The organism is Novimethylophilus kurashikiensis, from assembly GCF_003112435.1.
Taxonomy (GTDB): domain Bacteria; phylum Pseudomonadota; class Gammaproteobacteria; order Burkholderiales; family Methylophilaceae; genus Novimethylophilus; species Novimethylophilus kurashikiensis.
On sequence record NZ_BDOQ01000001.1, the window covers coordinates 224,439 to 240,582 of the forward strand.

Genomic DNA, 16,144 nt, shown 5'->3' on the forward strand with positions numbered 1-16,144 from the left:
TTCATGCTGAGCATCCGCAACCTGCACGCCAGCCGCGACGGCAAGGAAATCCTGCGTGGCATCGATCTCGACATCCAGGCCGGCGAAGTCCACGCCATCATGGGTCCCAACGGCTCGGGCAAGAGCACGCTGGCCCAAGTCATCGCCGGACAGCCCGGCTACCAGATCACCGAAGGCGAAGTCGCCTACCTGGGACAAGACCTGATGGAACTGTCGCCTGAAGAACGAGCGCGCGAAGGTATTTTCCTGGGATTCCAATATCCAGTGGAAATCCCGGGCGTCAGCATCGCCATGTTCCTCAAGACCAGCCTCAACGCCATCCGCCGCCAGCAGGGCTTGCCCGAGGTGGACGCGATGGAGTTCCTGAGCCTGGTGCGCGAGAAGATGAAGTTGATGCAGATGAACGAGGCTTTTTTGACGCGGGCAGTGAACGAGGGTTTTTCCGGCGGCGAGAAAAAGCGCAACGAAGTGCTGCAACTCGCCATGTTGGAGCCCAGGCTCGCCATCCTCGACGAGACTGATTCAGGGCTCGATATCGACGCGCTTGAGGTGGTCGCCAATGGTATCAATGGCTTGCGTAGTGCGGGCCGCGCTATTGTCCTGGTGACGCACTACCAGCGCTTGCTCAACTACATCAAGCCCGATGTGGTGCATGTCCTGGCGCAAGGCCGCATCCTCAAGTCCGGCGGGCCAGAGCTGGCCTTGGAACTGGAGCAGCGCGGGTATGGCTGGGTAGAACAGGAATCCAAGGCCGTTGCTGCGTGATGCAGCACTGAAGCGCATGCGAATTCGCCGGAAGATGGTAGCGAGGAGGCAACAATGGAAACCATGAACGTCCAGGAGCATTGGCAGAACATGGCGCTGGACCAAGTGCCGCTGGCGCTGGCCGGGCATGAGGTGCCGTGGGTGCGCGAGGCCAGGCTAGCCGCCTTCGAGCGCTTTGCAGCGCGCGGTTTTCCCACACGTCGGGATGAAGCCTGGAAATATACCGACCTTTCCATCCTTGCCAAGCGCGCTTCGTTTGCTCCCGACAATATCCCGCCGGACGCACCGTCTGAGGCCGCCCTAAACGCCTGGATGCTGTCGCGGCAAAACGTTCACCTCATGGTGTTCGTCAACGGGCACTACTCGCCCGAGTTGTCCTATCCGCGCAACCTCGGGCCGGGCGTTCAACTTGAAAGCCTGGCGGGGATGCTGGACGAGAACGCTCAACTGCCGCCGGAGTTGTTCGACGCCGTGCACGAGCACACCGTGCTGGATGCGCTTAACACGGCTTTCACAACCGACGGTGCCGTCCTGCGGCTGGCACCCGGCACGCGGCTCAAGACGCCGGTATATTTGCTCTATATCGCCAGCGGCTACGGCGTATCGATTTATCCCCGCAACATCATTCTGGCGGGAGAAGGCGCAGAAGCTACCGTCATCGAGCACTACATGGGCACGCTGGACGCCCACAATTTCACCGACGCCGTAACGCAGCTGGAGCTTGCGTCGGGCGTCACCATCGACCATTGCAAGCTGGTGCAGGAAGGCAGCGCTGCGTTTCATATCGCCGGCGTACATGCCCGGCAAAAAGCCGGTAGCCGCTTCGTTTCACATTCTTTCGCGCTGGGCGGCAAGCTGGTGCGCAACGACATTACTTCGAGCCTAGACGGGCCGGATTGCGATTGCCGCATGAACGGCTTGTACCTGCTCAACGGCCGCCAGCAAGCCGATCATCACACCTGCATCGATCACCAGGCGCCTCGCGGCACTAGTCGGGAATGCTACCGAGGCGTGCTGGACGGTGCTTCGCGCGGTGTGTTCGACGGCAAGGTCATCGTACGTCCGGGCGCCGAGAAAACCGACGCCCATCAATCCAACCGTAATCTGCTGCTGTCGCGCCAGGCCGAAGTGGACACCAAACCCCAGCTCGAAATCTACGCCGACGAAGTCAAATGTACCCATGGCGCAACGGTGGGACAGCTGGACGAGGACAGCCTGTTCTACATGCAATCGCGCGGCATCGACGCCGAAACTGCTCGGTCATTGCTGGTGTACGGTTTCCTCAACGATGTGATCGAGCGCGTGCCGGTGTCGGAGCTGCGTTCGCGCATCGTCGACATGGTTCTGGACCGCTTGCCGCAGGGAGAAAGCATCAAGGAGTTGTTATGAATATGCGAGATACGCAAGATGTCGTGCGCTGGCGGACCGATTTTCCCATTCTGGAAAGTCACGTGCACGAGCGCCCGCTGGTCTACCTCGACAATGCCGCGACCACGCAAAAGCCCTACGACGTGATCGAGGCCGAGGCGCGCTACTACCGCCACGACAACGCCAACGTGCACCGCGGGGTGCACACCCTGAGCCAGCGTGCCACCGAGGACTATGAAGCGGCGCGGGGCAAGGTGCAGCGCTTCATCAATGCGGCGAGCCCCAGCGAGATTATTTTCCTGCGCGGCACCACCGAGGCCATCAACCTGGTGGCGCAAAGCTACGGCCGGAGCCGATTGCGCGAGGGCGACGAGATCGTCATCAGCGCCATGGAGCACCACTCCAACATCGTGCCCTGGCAGATGCTGTGCCAGCAGACTGGCGTACGGCTCAAGGTGATTCCCATCAACGATGCGGGCGAGATCCAGCTGGATGCCTACCAACGATTATTAGGCCCGCGCACCAGGCTGGTGGCCGTGAGCCATGTCTCCAACGCCTTGGGCACGGTCAATCCGGTGCAGACGATGATTGAGCTCGCGCACGAGATAGATGTCCCCGTGCTGCTCGACGGCGCCCAGGCCATTGCCCACGTGCCGGTCGACGTGCAGGCGCTGGACTGCGATTTTTATGCGTTCTCGGGCCACAAGATATACGGCCCCATGGGCATCGGCGTGCTGTATGGCAAAACCGAATTGCTCAACACCATGCCGCCGTACCAAGGCGGGGGGGACATGATTCGCTCCGTGACTTTCGAACATACCGAGTACAACGTGCTGCCGTTCAAGTTCGAGGCCGGCACCCCCAATGTGGCGGGTGCGGTAGGCTTGGGTGCAGCGTTGGATTACGTGGGCAATATCGGCATGGAAACCATTATGGCGCACGAGCAGAATGTGCTGGAACATGCTACCTCACTTGTCTCCTCGATTCCCGGCATCCGCCTCATCGGCACGGCGCGGGAGAAAACCGGCATTTTGTCGTTCGTGATGCACGAAGCCCACGCCCACGACGTTGGCACGATCCTGGACCGCCAGGGCATCGCCATCCGCAGCGGCCACCACTGCGCCATGCCCATCATGGACCGCTACGGCGTTCCCGCCACGGCGCGCGCTTCATTCGCGCTCTACAACACGCGGTTCGAGGCGGAGCTTTTGGCGGCGGGGCTGGAAAAAGTCATCGAACTCTTTAACGGGTGAAGCATGGACGATCTCAGGGACCTCTACCAGCAAGTCATCTTCGACCATTACCGCAAGCCGCGTAACTATGGACCGCTGCCGCATGCCAACCGCCAGGCCCAGGGGTTCAACCCGCTGTGCGGCGACAAGGTGACGGTGTACCTCGACGTGGAAAGCGGGGCTATCCGCGACGTCCATTTCGAAGGCTCCGGCTGCGCTATTTGTACCGCTTCCGCCTCGCTCATGACCGAGACCCTCAAGGGCCGCACGCCTGACGAGGCCGAGCAGCTGATGGAGCATTTTCACGCCATGGTGACGGGGCAGGGCACGAACGAGGGCTTGGGCAAGCTGGAAGTATTGGCCGGCGTGCGCGAGTTTCCGCAGCGGATCAAATGTGCAACGCTGGCCTGGCATACCATGAAGGCCGCGCTAGAGAACGCCGCACAGCCTGTCACTACGGAGTAGGGCATGTTCGATCTGCGCAAGTTGTTGGGAGACAAACCTTCTGAAACAAATACCAACTCCGACACGGAGGTGGCGCCTCTGGATAACGATGCACTCAAGGCCCGTGTCGTCGAAGTGCTGCGCAGCATTTACGACCCCGAAATCCCCGTCAACATCTACGACCTCGGATTGATCTACAGCATCGAGATATCTCCTAGTGCCGAGCCCCCCCAGTCCCGTGTCGATATCCGCATGACTCTCACCGCGCCCAATTGCCCCGTGGCGCAGACATTTCCTCAAACGGTGGAAGACGCCGTGCTGACCATTCCCGAGATACGCGAAGCCCACGTCGAGCTGGTGTGGGAACCGCCGTGGTCGCGCGAACAGATGTCGGACGCCGCCAAGCTTGAGCTCGGGCTGCTGTGAGCGTTGTCGCGCAGAGCGTTGCCGTTTGGCGTCCTAAGATCGAATCAACATTCCTGAGAGGCCATCATGAACGCCTGGATCGACGTGGCCGCGGCCGACGATTGGCCGAGCGGCACCTGCAAGGTAGCAGACCATCACGGCTTGCCGATTGCCGTGTTCAACCTGCAAGGCCGATTTTATGCCACCGACAACATCTGCACCCACGAGTATGCCGAATTGTGCGGTGGCGCCATCGAGGGCGAGGAAATCGTGTGTCCCTGGCATGGGGCCCGCTTTTCCATTCCTACCGGCAAGGTCAACTCGGCGCCCGCCTACGAAGACCTCAAGACTTATCCCGTGCGCGTCGAGGGCGGCATGGTACAAGTGGATGCGGAGGGCTGAACGCCTGTGGATACCGCCGTCGTCTTGCAGCCCGCCGAAAGCCCGCTCCTGCAGGCAGTCGGGCATACGCCGCTGATCGATTTGCGGCTGGGACGCGAACTCAATCCTTTCGTGCGGTTATTCGCCAAGCTCGAGAGCGCCAATCCTGGCGGCTCCTACAAGGACCGACCCGCGGCGCGCATGTTGCTGCAAGCTTATGTGGACGGGCGATTCGAAGACGGGCGACGGCTGCTGGAATGCGTGTCGGGCAATGCCGGTATTTCGTTCGCCATGCTGGGCGCAGCGCTGGGCATCAACGTCACGCTGGTCGTTTCCGGCCACGCCAGCCAGGAGCAGATCGACCGCATGGCAGCGCACGGCGCCGAACTGATTTTGATGGACCCATTGATTGAGGAAAAGGACGCGCAAGCCGAAGTAACGCGGTTGATGGAGGTTTTTCCTACCCGCTATTGGCGTTGCGATCAGCTCCACAACCCCGCCAACTGGCAATCGCACTACTACGGCACTGCGGCTGAAGCCTTGGCGCAACTCGATGAGGCCGGCATGCCACCGCCCGATGCGGTGGTCGTCGGCGTGGATACCGGCGGCACTTTGACCGGCATGGGCCGGCGCCTGCGCGAAGCCAATTCCAATATCCACATCGCGTTGGTCGTGCCTTGGGGGTTTGCCGGGTTTGAAGGCTGGCGACCTTTGAGCCGCTTAAGCGATGCCAACCCTGCTTTGTTGAATCAGTCCCTGGTGCACGAACGTATCCCCGTGACCCAGGAAGAAGCCCGCGTCGTTTGCCGTTGGCTGGCCCATGAGGGCCTATTCGTCGGCCCGACCTCAGGCGCTTATGTTCGCGGGGCACTCAAGCTGGCTTCCACCGGTAAATACGGCAGCGTCCTCACGCTGTTGCCTGATACCGGGGAACGCTATACCTCTACGGGTATGTGGCACCGCAATATGGTGCGCGGGGAGTTTGCCTGAATTACATCTGAAATCACGCCGCATAATGCGCAACGGCGCGGTTCACTTTTCCATCTGGTCCAAAGTAAAACACCTCAGCGGCCATGCCTCGTGTACCTTTGTAATACAACGTGATGCTGTTGATCCCCACCAGAACGGTACTCAACTCGAAGCGGAGCTGAGGCATCAGCGTCAACGCCTGGGCCCAATAGTCGCCCACGGCTTTTTTCCCCTTGAGCGTACCGCTGGATTCCCCCGCGATCTGGGCGATGTAGGGAGAAGACATTTCAAAATCATCCGCATAATGGGCAAGGATGCGCTCGAGGTCGTGGCTATTCCAGGCTGCTATCCAGTCATGTGCAAAGTGCGTGGCGAAATCCTTGTCTATCATGCCGAAGTCTCCTTGTTGCCTTTGTTGAATATACAGTAGCCAACATCTGCTATCCTCCCCACACCCGTTTTTCGTTCCCCTCGCATGGCCTCCGCACAGCAAATTCTTCACGACGTTTTCGGCTATACCCAGTTTCGCGGCGCTCAGCAGGCCATCGTCGAGCATGTGGCGGCGGGGGGCGATGCGTTGGTACTCATGCCCACGGGCGGCGGAAAGTCCTTGTGTTATCAGATTCCGGCCTTGCTGCGCGAGGGCGTGGGCATCGTGGTGTCGCCGTTGATCGCGTTAATGCAGGATCAGGTGGATGCCTTGATCCAGGTTGGCGTCAAAGCGGCTTTTCTTAATTCGAGCCTGGATGCGGATAGCGCCCGCGAAGTGTCGGCACGCTTGCAGCGGGGCGATCTCGATTTGCTCTACGTGGCGCCGGAACGGTTGTTGATGCCGGGTTTCCTGGCGATGCTGGAGCAGGTGGAGGCGCACGTCGGCATCGCCTTGTTCGCGATCGACGAAGCGCATTGCGTCTCGCAATGGGGGCACGACTTCCGGCCGGAGTATCGCCAGTTGACGGTGCTGCACGAGCGTTTTCCTGCGGTTCCGCGCATTGCGCTGACGGCCACCGCCGACGCACCGACGCGCAGCGAAATCGTCGAACGGCTGGGGTTACAAGAAGCCAGTCAATTCGTCTCCAGCTTCGACCGGCCTAATATCAAATACCGCGTCACCCAGAAAAACAACGCACGCAAGCAGCTGGAAACATTCCTTGAAAACGAACATCCTAACGACGCCGGCATCGTCTACTGCCTGTCGCGCCGCAAGGTGGAAGAAACTGCCGACTGGCTGCGCGAGCGGGGCTGGGATGCCTTGCCGTATCACGCCGGATTGGATGCTTCAACGCGCAACGCCAACCAGCAGCGCTTTTTGCGCGAGGAGGGCGTCATCATGGTGGCGACGGTGGCCTTCGGCATGGGGATCGACAAGCCCAACGTGCGCTTCGTCGCGCACCTCGACCTGCCCAAGAGCATGGAAGGCTATTACCAGGAGACCGGCCGGGCAGGACGCGACGGCTTGCCTGCCGATGCCTGGATGGCCTACGGCTTGGGCGACGTGGTGAGCATGCGACAGATGCTGGACGGCAGCGACGCACCGGAAGAGCGCAAGCGCGTGGAGCGCCGTAAACTCGATGCCTTGCTCGGCTTTTGCGAATCCACCGCTTGCCGCCACCAGACCATCTTGCGCTATTTCGGCGAGGAACATCCGGGCGATTGCGGGCAGTGCGATAACTGCCTGGAACCGGTAGAAACCTGGGATGGCACGCAAGCCGCGCAAATGGCGCTTTCCTGCGTGTATCGCACCGGCCAGCGCTTCGGTGTCGTGCATCTCGTCGATGTGCTACTGGGTAAGGAAACCGACAAGATCCGCCAGTTCAATCACCATGTTTTGTCTACCTACGGGATCGGCAAGGAGCTGACGCAAGCCCAATGGGGGAGCGTGTTCCGGCAATTGGTCGCCGCTGGCTACCTGGAAACCGATATGGAAGCCTACGGCGGCCTGAAGTTGCTGGATGCCGCGCGGCCTGTGCTCAAGGGCGAGCAAGCCGTCTGGCTGCGTCACGACCCGGAACCGGAGCGGCGCAAGGCCACCAAGGCGGAACGTGCCTCACGAGCCAGGGAGGCCTTTGCCGGTGCCAACGACGATCCGCTCTGGCTGGCGCTCAAGGGCAAACGGCTGGAACTGGCGCGGGAGCAGGGCGTGCCGCCTTATGTGATTTTCCACGACAGCACGCTGCTGGAAATCCTCAACAACAAGCCCCAGACGCTGGCCGAACTCGGTCGCATCAGCGGTATCGGCCAAGCGAAGCTGTCGCGTTATGGCGATGCGTTTTTGCAGGTGCTGGAGGAATCGCAGGGCGGCGGATAGCCACATGTTGAAGGTTTAGGTTTTCCCGCACTTGGAGGTCTTGGATATTGATGCTTGCCCTTGCGCAAGTTTATGAAATAATGAATGTATCTATTGGCGGGGATGGCTGCGATGCAAGCTCAAGATCATCAGTGGTTTTTTCGTCTGGTTGAACGCTGCGGCACGACCCCGGCAGAGCGTTTGGTAGGAGTGTTCGGCGTTGTCGAGCATTTGATCCAGGCACCGGAATTTCGCAGTCGAATCGTCAGCGAGTTTCCGGCGGGACTGAATTGCCTGTATTCCTCCGAGGATCTGAACGGATTCCTGGCCGAGGCGGCTGAGGCTGCCGGGATGGTGGAGCCCACCGCCCTGGCCCGTCAACTCAATATTCTCTTGCACGGTGCCATTGCCGAAGAGTTGCGCAATCCGCGTAGCGGCGCATTGCGTCAGGCTGCAGCGGTTGCGCAAGTAGTGGTCGCGAATTCCGGTCCGCAAAAGACGAAGCATAGTCTGGCCCGTAATGTGGGCTGGGCGGCAGTGGGTGGTGCAGCGGCCATGTTGCTGGCTGTGGTGATCGGATTGCCGGCATTGCATACGGCTACTGTTTCCGCCAATGTGGTTGCGCAAGCGGGGAGGCCGCAGGCTTTAGTGCCGGTTGGGGTGAGCCCTGATGAAATCGATGCGGCGTTGGCGCTGCATGAAAAAATCGAACGCGGAATCTGCCGTGCTCCGCATCTGCTGGTGCTGCCGCCGGGGCAAGTGACGGCCTACATGAATGCCATCGAGGCGAGGACGCCGGACGATCCAGTGGCTGATGGGCGTAACTTGCGAGCTTTCCTTGCCTGGTTCGATACCATCAAATCCACCGAATGCTACGACCCGCCGCTCAACGGCCATACGGCAGTGAAGTGGTCCAAGAGCTAAAACCGCTTACTCGCCAGGAATAATCCGCCCTGAATAAAACAATGGCCGGGTGCACTTTGTTTAGTGCACCCGGCCATTTTCATTGAGGCGAAAAGCGATCTGTCAGTGCTTGACTGAAAGCCCGCCGAGCAATGCTGCGATCTGCTTCTTGGCTTTGCCTTGGCGAAGTGCAGGACGCTCAGCCGGCATGCCTGCATTGGGCGAGGGTTCGTAAGGCTTGTAGAACCATTCCTCTTCTGCCGAGCGCGGCTTACGTTCCGACGAGCGGGGACGGCTGTAGGAATTGATCTGGGCGCGTTCGCGGGGGAACTGGCGCTTCAGCAGCTTTTCCACGTCCTGCAACAGCTTTTCTTCTTCACCATCCACCAGCGAAATGGCTTCGCCGGAGGCACCGGCGCGACCGGTGCGGCCAATACGGTGCACGTAGTCTTCAGCGTTGGGCGGGAGTTCGTAGTTGACCACGAGCGGCAGTTGGTCGATGTCGATGCCGCGGGCGGCAACGTCTGTGGCGACCAATGCCGTGATCTTGCCTTCCTTGAACGCGTCCAGCGCCTTGATGCGCTCCTGCTGGCTCTTGTCGCCGTGAATGGCGTCGGCGGGAATGCCTTCGCGGTCTAGCAGACGGGTGAGGCGAGAGGCGCTGATCTTGGTACGGGTAAAGACCAATACTTGCTTGACGCCGCGGTTGCGGATGAGCTCGGCCAGTACGTGGAATTTCTTGTCCTGGTCGACCAGCAGCACCGATTGCTTGACAGTCTCGGCCGCTGTATTGCGACGCGCCGCTTCAACCGTTATTGGATTAACGAGAAAATCCTGCGCGAGTTTCTTGATCTCGTCCGAGAATGTGGCGGAAAACAGCAAGGTCTGGCGCTGTTTGGGCAGTAGCGTGAGGATGCGCTTCAGGTCGGGCATGAAGCCCATGTCCAGCATGCGATCGGCTTCGTCGAGGATCAGCGTCTGCACCTGGTTGAGCTGCAGGTTCTTGCTTTCCACGTGATCAAGCAGACGCCCCGGCGTCGCCACCAGGATTTCCACACCTTGCATCAGCGCGGGCTTTTGCGTCTTGATGTCCACGCCGCCGTAGACGACCGTGGAGCGCAGCGGCACGTGCTTTCTATAGGTCACCACGTTTTCTTCGACCTGGATTGCCAGTTCTCGGGTCGGCGCCAGAATCAGGGCGCGGATCGGATGGCGGGCAGGAGAGACGCTGGTGCTGGCATGCGGCAGCAGGCGTTGCAGCAGCGGCAACGTAAACGCCGCGGTCTTGCCCGTGCCGGTCTGGGCCATCGCCATGAGGTCGCGTCCTGCGAGCACATGGGGAATGGCCTGGGCCTGGATGGGGGTCGGGGTGGTGTAACCGGCTTCTTCGATGGCGCGCAGAATTTTTGCGTCCAGGTCGAGCGAAGCGAAAGTAATGGGGTCTTTAACGGAATCTTCCATTGATGGTTCTGTTGTCGCTAAATGGTTTGACACGGAGGCAGAGCAATCCTGACTGTTGGAGTGCTCCGCCCGGCCGTGGTTCTACGATCAGGCGAAATTGCCGCGGCGCTTGGCACCGGACGGCTTCGCGTCATACCAGTGGCGATTGCCGTTGTTGCCGGTGCTGTTGCTATTGCCATTCCTTGTGCTGTTGCCGTTGGCGGAACGGTTGCCTGAACGGTGGCTTTCGCCGTTGCCGGTGCGCGGCTTGCCGCTGAAAGGCTTCTTGTGCGCGGGCTTGGCCGGACGCTGCTTGGGCTCCAGGCCGGGGATAACCTCGGCTTGCAGGCGCTGGCCGGTCAGGCGTTCGATGCTGAACAGGTGACGGCGATCGGCGTGGGATGCGAACGAGATTGCCACGCCGGTGTTGCCGGCGCGACCGGTACGGCCGATGCGGTGAACGTAGTCTTCGGCAACCTTGGGCAGGTCGAAGTTGATGACGTGCGTGATGCCGTTGACGTCGATCCCGCGGGCGGCCACGTCGGTGGCGACCAGCACGCGAATATCGCCGTGGCGCAGCTTGGTCAGCGTGCGGTTACGGGCGCCCTGGTTCATGTCGCCGTGCAGCGCGGCAGCCTTGTGGCCTTCGGCATACAGGTCTTCGGCCAATGCGTCGGCGTCGCGCTTGGTAGCGGTGAAAACGATGGCTTGGCGCAATTCGATATCGGCCAGGATGTGGTGCAGCAGCTTGTGCTTGTGCTCGAGGTTGTCGGCAAAGTGCAGCTTCTGCTCGATTTGTGCATGGCGGGTTTGCGCCGTGGCCACTTCGATGCGTTGCGGGTTGTTGAGCAGACGCTCAGCCAGGGTACCGATCACGCCGTCCAGCGTGGCGGAGAACAGCAGGGTCTGGCGAGTGGAAGGCGTGGCGGCGGCAATGCGCTCCACGTCGTCGATGAAGCCCATGTCCAGCATGCGGTCGGCTTCGTCCAGCACTAATACTTCCAGGCGGGAGAAATCGATGCGGCCGCGTTCCATGTGATCGATCAAACGACCGGGGGTGGCGACCAGGATGTCCACGGGCTGCGACAGCAGCTTGTTCTGAACCGGGTAGGGCATGCCGCCGACGATGCTGACGGTGCGGGCACGCATGAACTTTCCGTACTTGCGGGCAGCGTCGTTAACCTGGGTGGCGAGTTCGCGGGTCGGGGTCAGCACCAGGACGCGCGGGCCGCGGCTGCGGCTTTCAGAAGGCGTGGCGATGCGATGCAGCGAGGGCAACATGAACGCTGCGGTCTTGCCGGTGCCGGTTTGTGCGGAGGCCAAGAGGTCGCGGCCTTCGATGGCAGCAGGAATAGCCTGCGCCTGAATGGGGGTCGGTTGGGTATAGCCAGCCTCGGTCAGCGCCTTGAGGATGGACGGGTTCAAATTCAGTGATTCAAAAGACACGAAGTTCCCTTCGAGCCAGTCCCGGACGAGCGCAAGCCGACAGCGCGACCATGTATAAAAAGGTCGAGCGACAACGGCCCTTGCAACAGCGATGGGCGACCAGCTCTAAAAATATGCAAAACAATTAAAAAGTCGCGCTAGCAACAAAAATCCGAAACGGATCGGAAAAGGCAAAATCGCCGGCGCACGGGCATCGTCGCTAACCGGGAGATCGATAAACCAGGAAGATACTGGTGAGGAAGGTCAGGGATCGATGAATCGACAGCCATGGGGCTGAATCGAAGGGCGCATTGTACGTTGATTCGCAATGATGTCAATTCTTTTGTGCTAGAATGCGCGCCTTTTTTCCAATACTGTTCAATAAATTATGTCACGCGCTCTCAGAAACATCGCCATCATCGCTCACGTCGACCACGGCAAGACCACCATGGTGGACAAGCTGCTTCAGCAGGCCGGTACTTTCGCCGCCCACCAGCAAGTCGCCGAACGCGTCATGGACAGCAACGACCTGGAAAAAGAGCGCGGCATTACCATTCTGGCCAAGAACACAGCCGTTAATTACGAAGGCACGCACATCAACATCGTCGATACTCCGGGGCACGCCGACTTTGGCGGCGAAGTGGAGCGCGTGCTGGGCATGGTGGACGGTGTGGTGCTGCTGGTCGACGCGGTCGAAGGCCCGATGCCTCAGACTCGCTTCGTCACTAAGAAGGCGCTGGCGCTGGGCTTAAGGCCTATCGTCGTGATCAACAAGGTGGACCGTCCCGGTGCACGTACCGACTGGGTAATCAACCAGACATTCGATTTGTTTGCCAACCTAGGTGCGACCGACGAACAGCTCGATTTCCCCGTGGTCTACGCCTCCGCGCTGAACGGTTTCGCCAAGCTGGACATGAACGCGGAATCCGACAACATGCGTCCGCTGTTCGAAACCGTTCTGAAGCACGTCGAGCCGCCCAAGGGTGACTCCAATGCGCCATTGCAACTCCAGATTTCCGCACTGGACTACTCCAGCTACACCGGCCGTCTCGGCGTCGGCCGCGTTCAAAATGGCCGCATCAAGCCGGGCCAAGTGGTCGCCGTGATGAAGGGCGACGAGCAACTGGGCCAGGGTCGCATCAATCAGGTACTGGGTTTCCGCGGCCTGGAGCGCATTGAAGTGCAAGAGGCTGAAGCAGGCGACATCGTGATCGTCTCCGGCCTGGAAGAGATCGGCATCGGCGTGACCATCGCCGATAAGGATACTCCTGTCGGCCTGCCCATCATGGCAGTCGACGAGCCGACGTTGACCATGGACTTCATGGTCAACTCCAGCCCGCTGGCCGGAACCGAAGGCAAGTTCGTCACCAGTCGCCAGATTCGCGACCGTCTGACGCGCGAACTGCTGGTCAACGTCGCATTGCGCGTTGAAGAAACTGCCGACTCCGACGTGTTCCGTGTCTCCGGTCGCGGTGAATTGCATTTGACGATTCTTCTGGAAAACATGCGTCGCGAAGGTTATGAGCTGGCCGTCGGCAAGCCGCGCGTGGTGTTCAAGGACATCGACGGCGAGAAATGCGAACCGTATGAGAACCTGACCGTGGACGTGGAAGACGCCAACCAGGGCGCTGTCATGGAAGAGCTGGGGCGTCGTCGCGGTGAACTGACCAACATGGCATCCGACGGTAACGGGCGTACCCGGCTTGAATACCGCATTCCGGCACGCGGCCTGATTGGTTTCCAGAGCGAATTCCTGACCTTGACGCGCGGTACCGGTTTGATGGCGCACATATTCGACGACTACGCTCCGCTCAAGGCCGATATTCCAGGACGTCGCAATGGCGTGCTGATTTCGCAGGAGCAGGGCGAGGCTGTGGCCTACGCACTGTGGAAGCTGGAAGAGCGCGGCAAGATGTTTGTAAGCCCCGGCGACAAGCTGTACGAAGGCATGATCATCGGCATACACAGCCGTGACAACGATCTGATCGTCAACCCGATCAAGGGCAAGCAGCTGACCAACGTGCGTGCATCCGGTACAGATGAAGCGGTGCGCTTGACGACACCGATGAAGCTGACGCTGGAATCCGCCGTTGAGTTCATCGACGATGACGAATTGGTGGAAATCACGCCGCAGTCTCTGCGTTTGCGCAAGCGCCACTTGAGCGAGCACGAGCGCAAGAAGGCTGCACGCGGCGAAGTTTGATCGATCGCGATGCAATAAAAAACCCGGCTTAGGCCGGGTTTTTTATTGGGTTAATTGGGGACAGTCGCCATGAAAAATTCGGCGAAGCTGCTCCAGCAGTTCGTCTGGCAGCACAGGTTTAAATAAGGTAGCGCGGAAGCGAATTTCTCGTGGGAATTCAAGCGGCGGTTCCGGCGGCATTCCTGAGTAAAGCAAGACGGGTAGATCGCGAAGTTTTTCGTTTGCATGGATATGCCGCAATAATTCCCATCCGTTCATGCCAGGCATGATTTGGTCTGTCAGGATGATATCGACGGGATGCTGACGCAACATCTGCAAGGCTTCTTCACCGCTCTCCGCGAGGAGAATATCGAAATCCGCGATGGCCAGGATTTCATAAAGATAGTCCCGGTTCATGAGGTCGTCGTCGACGACCAGAATGCATTTTCCGGCACCTATCGCCTCCGGCAGGGCAAAAGCGGTGGCGGGTTGAAGTACCTCGGATTCCAATGCCGCCACGGTCTCGATATCGAAGAAAAATTTACTCCCCGCGCCAGGCTGGCTCTCGAGCCGTAAGGCCCCTCCCATCTTGCGCACCACTTTATGTGCGATGGTCAGTCCGAGCCCAACCCCGGGACGATCGGTAGCGCAGCGTTCGAACGGCAGGAATATGCGCTCGGCATCTTCTTGCGAAATGCCTGGGCCGGTATCACTAATTGCAAAATACAGGCTGAGTCCATTCGTGTTGCCGTTGACCCCGGCATGGATCAGCATTTTGATCTGCCCGTCCTGGGTATATTTCGCTGCATTGGTCAGCAGATTGAGCAACACCTGTCGCAGTCGTTTGGGATCGATGACCGCAATGGGGGGAATATTCCCGTCTAGCTCCAGCGCGAAGCTGTTGCCTTGCTGACTTGCCAATAGTTCTCCCTGGCTCGCGATTTCTTGCAGGTACGAATGAAGGTAGGTGGGGATCGGAACCAGCTCGAAATGATCCAGCTCACCTCGCGCATGTTCGACTAAATCCTCGATGATCTCGAGTTGATGGATCGCGCTGCGTTCAATGGCGTTTTGATAGCGCTGGGTCGTTTCGTCGGCATAGGGTGCCAGTAGATGGGTGTAGTGGATGATGGTCGCCAACGGCGTGCGTAAATCATGGCTGATATAAGCCAACAAGCGTGCGCGGGCTTGCTGTGCAGCCTGGGCTTCGGCAATCGCACGTTCCAGCTGTTCCTGATCCTGTTTGGCAACTTGTTGGAGATGTCGCTTGATGCGGAGCACTCCCAAGTTTACGACGAGGAGTATCAGGCTGGTAACCACGAGACTTAGTGTCAAGTTGACCGCAATTTTGTGATGAAGGCTTGCCTCGGATATGTAAAAACTGGCCAAACTGTTGGCGGCAAACCCGATGGTGAGCAGTATTGATAACCCCAGCATCAATTTATTTTTATCGTTCATCGGTATTTCGGCTGACGGTCACGGGGTAGACAGATTTTGCCGATATGCGCTGGGAGTGATCCCTAATCGTTGACGAAAGGCTGTGGCGAAATTAGCGGCGTTCTGGAATCCGACTTGATCTGCAATATCCTGAATTTCCAGGTCGGTTGCTTGTAGCAGCTCACGTGCACGACGTATCCGCTCCTCGCGAATAAACGCGAATACGGTCAAGCCGGTTTGCTCACGGAATACCTGCGAGAGCTTTTTTTCATAAGTCCCGACCTTGGCCGCTATTTCGGCGAGCGAGGGCGAAATAGCCAGATTCTCTGAAATGAACTGCCTGACCGCATTGACTAAAACAACGTTAGCGTTATGCCTGGGAGGTGCCGACTCGGAAGACGTTCCCGGCGTGCGGGCACGGGATGCCAGATCGAGATGAATGTTGATGCGGGCCAGTACCTCTTCAGGTACAAAAGGTTTTGAAATATAGTCGACGCCGCCCAGTTTCAGGCCAGCGATGCGCTCGTCTGGAGTATCGGCAGCGGATATGAAAATCACGGGAATATCCTGCGTCGCTGCATCGGCCTTCAATAAGCGGCACGTAGCAAAGCCGTCCACTTTCACCATGCGTACATCGAGCAAGATCAGGTCTGGTTTGGTGGATAGGGCGCGTTGATACCCTTGATGGCCGTCGAAGGCAAAGCTGATAGCGAATCCGCTGCTACGCAATAACTCAAGCAACAAGCGCTGCTGCTCGGGATTGTCGTCGATGATCAGGATGCGATAGGCGTGACCTGTTTGGAGATTGAAAAAGTCTTCCGACATCTTGTTTTTATTATTGATTGGTTATCGTTAATGAAGAACGCATTTTGGGCGACAAATGCTGCCGACAATTGCGTTGTACCT

At 59.2% G+C, this 16,144-nt stretch carries 15 protein-coding genes; 10 read left to right on the forward strand and 5 right to left on the reverse strand.

Going from position 1 to position 16,144, the window contains the following annotated elements; translation table 11 throughout:
• The first annotated feature begins 3 nt into the window (after positions 1–3).
• The 7 genes from sufC to NMK_RS01130 all read left to right on the forward strand — a co-directional run bounded on the left by sufC (position 4) and on the right by NMK_RS01130 (position 5,585).
• On the forward strand, positions 4–765 hold the full coding sequence (gene sufC / locus NMK_RS01100) for a Fe-S cluster assembly ATPase SufC (RefSeq protein ID WP_109013906.1): 762 nt from the start codon (positions 4–6) through the stop codon (positions 763–765).
• A 54-nt stretch (positions 766–819) separates the two neighbouring features.
• On the forward strand, positions 820–2,154 hold the full coding sequence (gene sufD, locus NMK_RS01105) for a Fe-S cluster assembly protein SufD (protein ID WP_227871294.1): 1,335 nt from the start codon (positions 820–822) through the stop codon (positions 2,152–2,154).
• On the forward strand, positions 2,151–3,386 hold the full coding sequence (locus NMK_RS01110; protein ID WP_109013907.1) for a cysteine desulfurase: 1,236 nt from the start codon (positions 2,151–2,153) through the stop codon (positions 3,384–3,386). The genes sufD and NMK_RS01110 overlap by 4 nt, the downstream gene beginning before the upstream one ends.
• Before the next feature lie 3 nt (positions 3,387–3,389).
• Positions 3,390–3,830: a Fe-S cluster assembly sulfur transfer protein SufU gene (sufU, locus tag NMK_RS01115; RefSeq protein WP_109013908.1), complete on the forward strand. Its 441-nt coding sequence runs from the start codon at positions 3,390–3,392 to the stop codon at positions 3,828–3,830.
• Between the two features lie 3 nt (positions 3,831–3,833).
• Positions 3,834–4,235, forward strand: coding sequence for a DUF59 domain-containing protein (locus NMK_RS01120; protein WP_109013909.1), 402 nt, complete (start codon positions 3,834–3,836; stop codon positions 4,233–4,235).
• Between the two features lie 66 nt (positions 4,236–4,301).
• Positions 4,302–4,616, forward strand: a complete 315-nt coding sequence (locus NMK_RS01125) for a non-heme iron oxygenase ferredoxin subunit (protein ID WP_109013910.1) — start codon at positions 4,302–4,304, stop codon at positions 4,614–4,616.
• A gap of 6 nt (positions 4,617–4,622) precedes the next feature.
• Positions 4,623–5,585, forward strand: a complete 963-nt coding sequence (locus tag NMK_RS01130) for a PLP-dependent cysteine synthase family protein (RefSeq protein ID WP_109013911.1) — start codon at positions 4,623–4,625, stop codon at positions 5,583–5,585.
• 13 nt (positions 5,586–5,598) lie between these two features.
• On the opposite strand, the gene NMK_RS01135 is transcribed toward NMK_RS01130, so the two are convergent.
• Positions 5,599–5,955 (reverse strand): nuclear transport factor 2 family protein, encoded by a 357-nt coding sequence (locus NMK_RS01135; RefSeq protein WP_109013912.1) that lies wholly within the window; start codon positions 5,953–5,955, stop codon positions 5,599–5,601.
• 84 nt (positions 5,956–6,039) lie between these two features.
• On the opposite strand from NMK_RS01135, the gene recQ reads away from it, so the two are divergent.
• A complete protein-coding gene (gene recQ / locus NMK_RS01140) occupies positions 6,040–7,872 on the forward strand; it encodes a DNA helicase RecQ (RefSeq protein WP_109013913.1) in 1,833 nt (610 codons plus the stop codon).
• A gap of 111 nt (positions 7,873–7,983) precedes the next feature.
• Positions 7,984–8,775, forward strand: a complete 792-nt coding sequence (locus tag NMK_RS01145) for a hypothetical protein (protein ID WP_146187112.1) — start codon at positions 7,984–7,986, stop codon at positions 8,773–8,775.
• A 102-nt stretch (positions 8,776–8,877) separates the two neighbouring features.
• Here the strand turns inward: NMK_RS01145 and NMK_RS01150 are convergent, their stop codons facing one another.
• Both NMK_RS01150 and NMK_RS01155 read right to left on the reverse strand, forming a co-directional pair.
• Positions 8,878–10,215, reverse strand: a complete 1,338-nt coding sequence (locus NMK_RS01150; protein WP_109013915.1) for a DEAD/DEAH box helicase — start codon at positions 10,213–10,215, stop codon at positions 8,878–8,880.
• 87 nt (positions 10,216–10,302) lie between these two features.
• Entirely contained in the window at positions 10,303–11,640 is a 1,338-nt protein-coding gene (locus NMK_RS01155) for a DEAD/DEAH box helicase (RefSeq protein WP_109013916.1), read from the reverse strand.
• 367 nt (positions 11,641–12,007) lie between these two features.
• On the opposite strand from NMK_RS01155, the gene typA reads away from it, so the two are divergent.
• Positions 12,008–13,822, forward strand: a complete 1,815-nt coding sequence (gene typA / locus NMK_RS01160; protein ID WP_109013917.1) for a translational GTPase TypA — start codon at positions 12,008–12,010, stop codon at positions 13,820–13,822.
• Positions 13,823–13,864: 42 nt separating this feature from the next.
• Here typA and NMK_RS01165 read toward each other — a convergent pair whose 3' ends face one another.
• Positions 13,865–15,259: an ATP-binding response regulator gene (locus NMK_RS01165; protein ID WP_109013918.1), complete on the reverse strand. Its 1,395-nt coding sequence runs from the start codon at positions 15,257–15,259 to the stop codon at positions 13,865–13,867.
• A gap of 18 nt (positions 15,260–15,277) precedes the next feature.
• Positions 15,278–16,063 (reverse strand): response regulator transcription factor, encoded by a 786-nt coding sequence (locus NMK_RS01170; RefSeq protein ID WP_109013919.1) that lies wholly within the window; start codon positions 16,061–16,063, stop codon positions 15,278–15,280.
• Positions 16,064–16,144: the final 81 nt, after the last annotated feature.

What these genes read in the sequence shown, in the direction of transcription:
- sufC (WP_109013906.1), top strand. Translation starts at nt 4, where the DNA reads ATGCTGAGCATCCGCAACCTGCACGCCAGCCGCGACGGCAAGGAAATC.
- sufD (WP_227871294.1), top strand. Translation starts at nt 820, where the DNA reads ATGGAAACCATGAACGTCCAGGAGCATTGGCAGAACATGGCGCTGGAC.
- NMK_RS01110 (WP_109013907.1), top strand. Translation starts at nt 2,151, where the DNA reads ATGAATATGCGAGATACGCAAGATGTCGTGCGCTGGCGGACCGATTTT.
- sufU (WP_109013908.1), top strand. Translation starts at nt 3,390, where the DNA reads ATGGACGATCTCAGGGACCTCTACCAGCAAGTCATCTTCGACCATTAC.
- NMK_RS01120 (WP_109013909.1), top strand. Translation starts at nt 3,834, where the DNA reads ATGTTCGATCTGCGCAAGTTGTTGGGAGACAAACCTTCTGAAACAAAT.
- NMK_RS01125 (WP_109013910.1), top strand. Translation starts at nt 4,302, where the DNA reads ATGAACGCCTGGATCGACGTGGCCGCGGCCGACGATTGGCCGAGCGGC.
- NMK_RS01135 (WP_109013912.1), bottom strand. Translation starts at nt 5,955, where the DNA reads ATGATAGACAAGGATTTCGCCACGCACTTTGCACATGACTGGATAGCA.
- recQ (WP_109013913.1), top strand. Translation starts at nt 6,040, where the DNA reads ATGGCCTCCGCACAGCAAATTCTTCACGACGTTTTCGGCTATACCCAG.
- NMK_RS01145 (WP_146187112.1), top strand. Translation starts at nt 7,984, where the DNA reads ATGCAAGCTCAAGATCATCAGTGGTTTTTTCGTCTGGTTGAACGCTGC.
- NMK_RS01150 (WP_109013915.1), bottom strand. Translation starts at nt 10,215, where the DNA reads ATGGAAGATTCCGTTAAAGACCCCATTACTTTCGCTTCGCTCGACCTG.
- typA (WP_109013917.1), top strand. Translation starts at nt 12,008, where the DNA reads ATGTCACGCGCTCTCAGAAACATCGCCATCATCGCTCACGTCGACCAC.
- NMK_RS01165 (WP_109013918.1), bottom strand. Translation starts at nt 15,259, where the DNA reads ATGAACGATAAAAATAAATTGATGCTGGGGTTATCAATACTGCTCACC.
- NMK_RS01170 (WP_109013919.1), bottom strand. Translation starts at nt 16,063, where the DNA reads ATGTCGGAAGACTTTTTCAATCTCCAAACAGGTCACGCCTATCGCATC.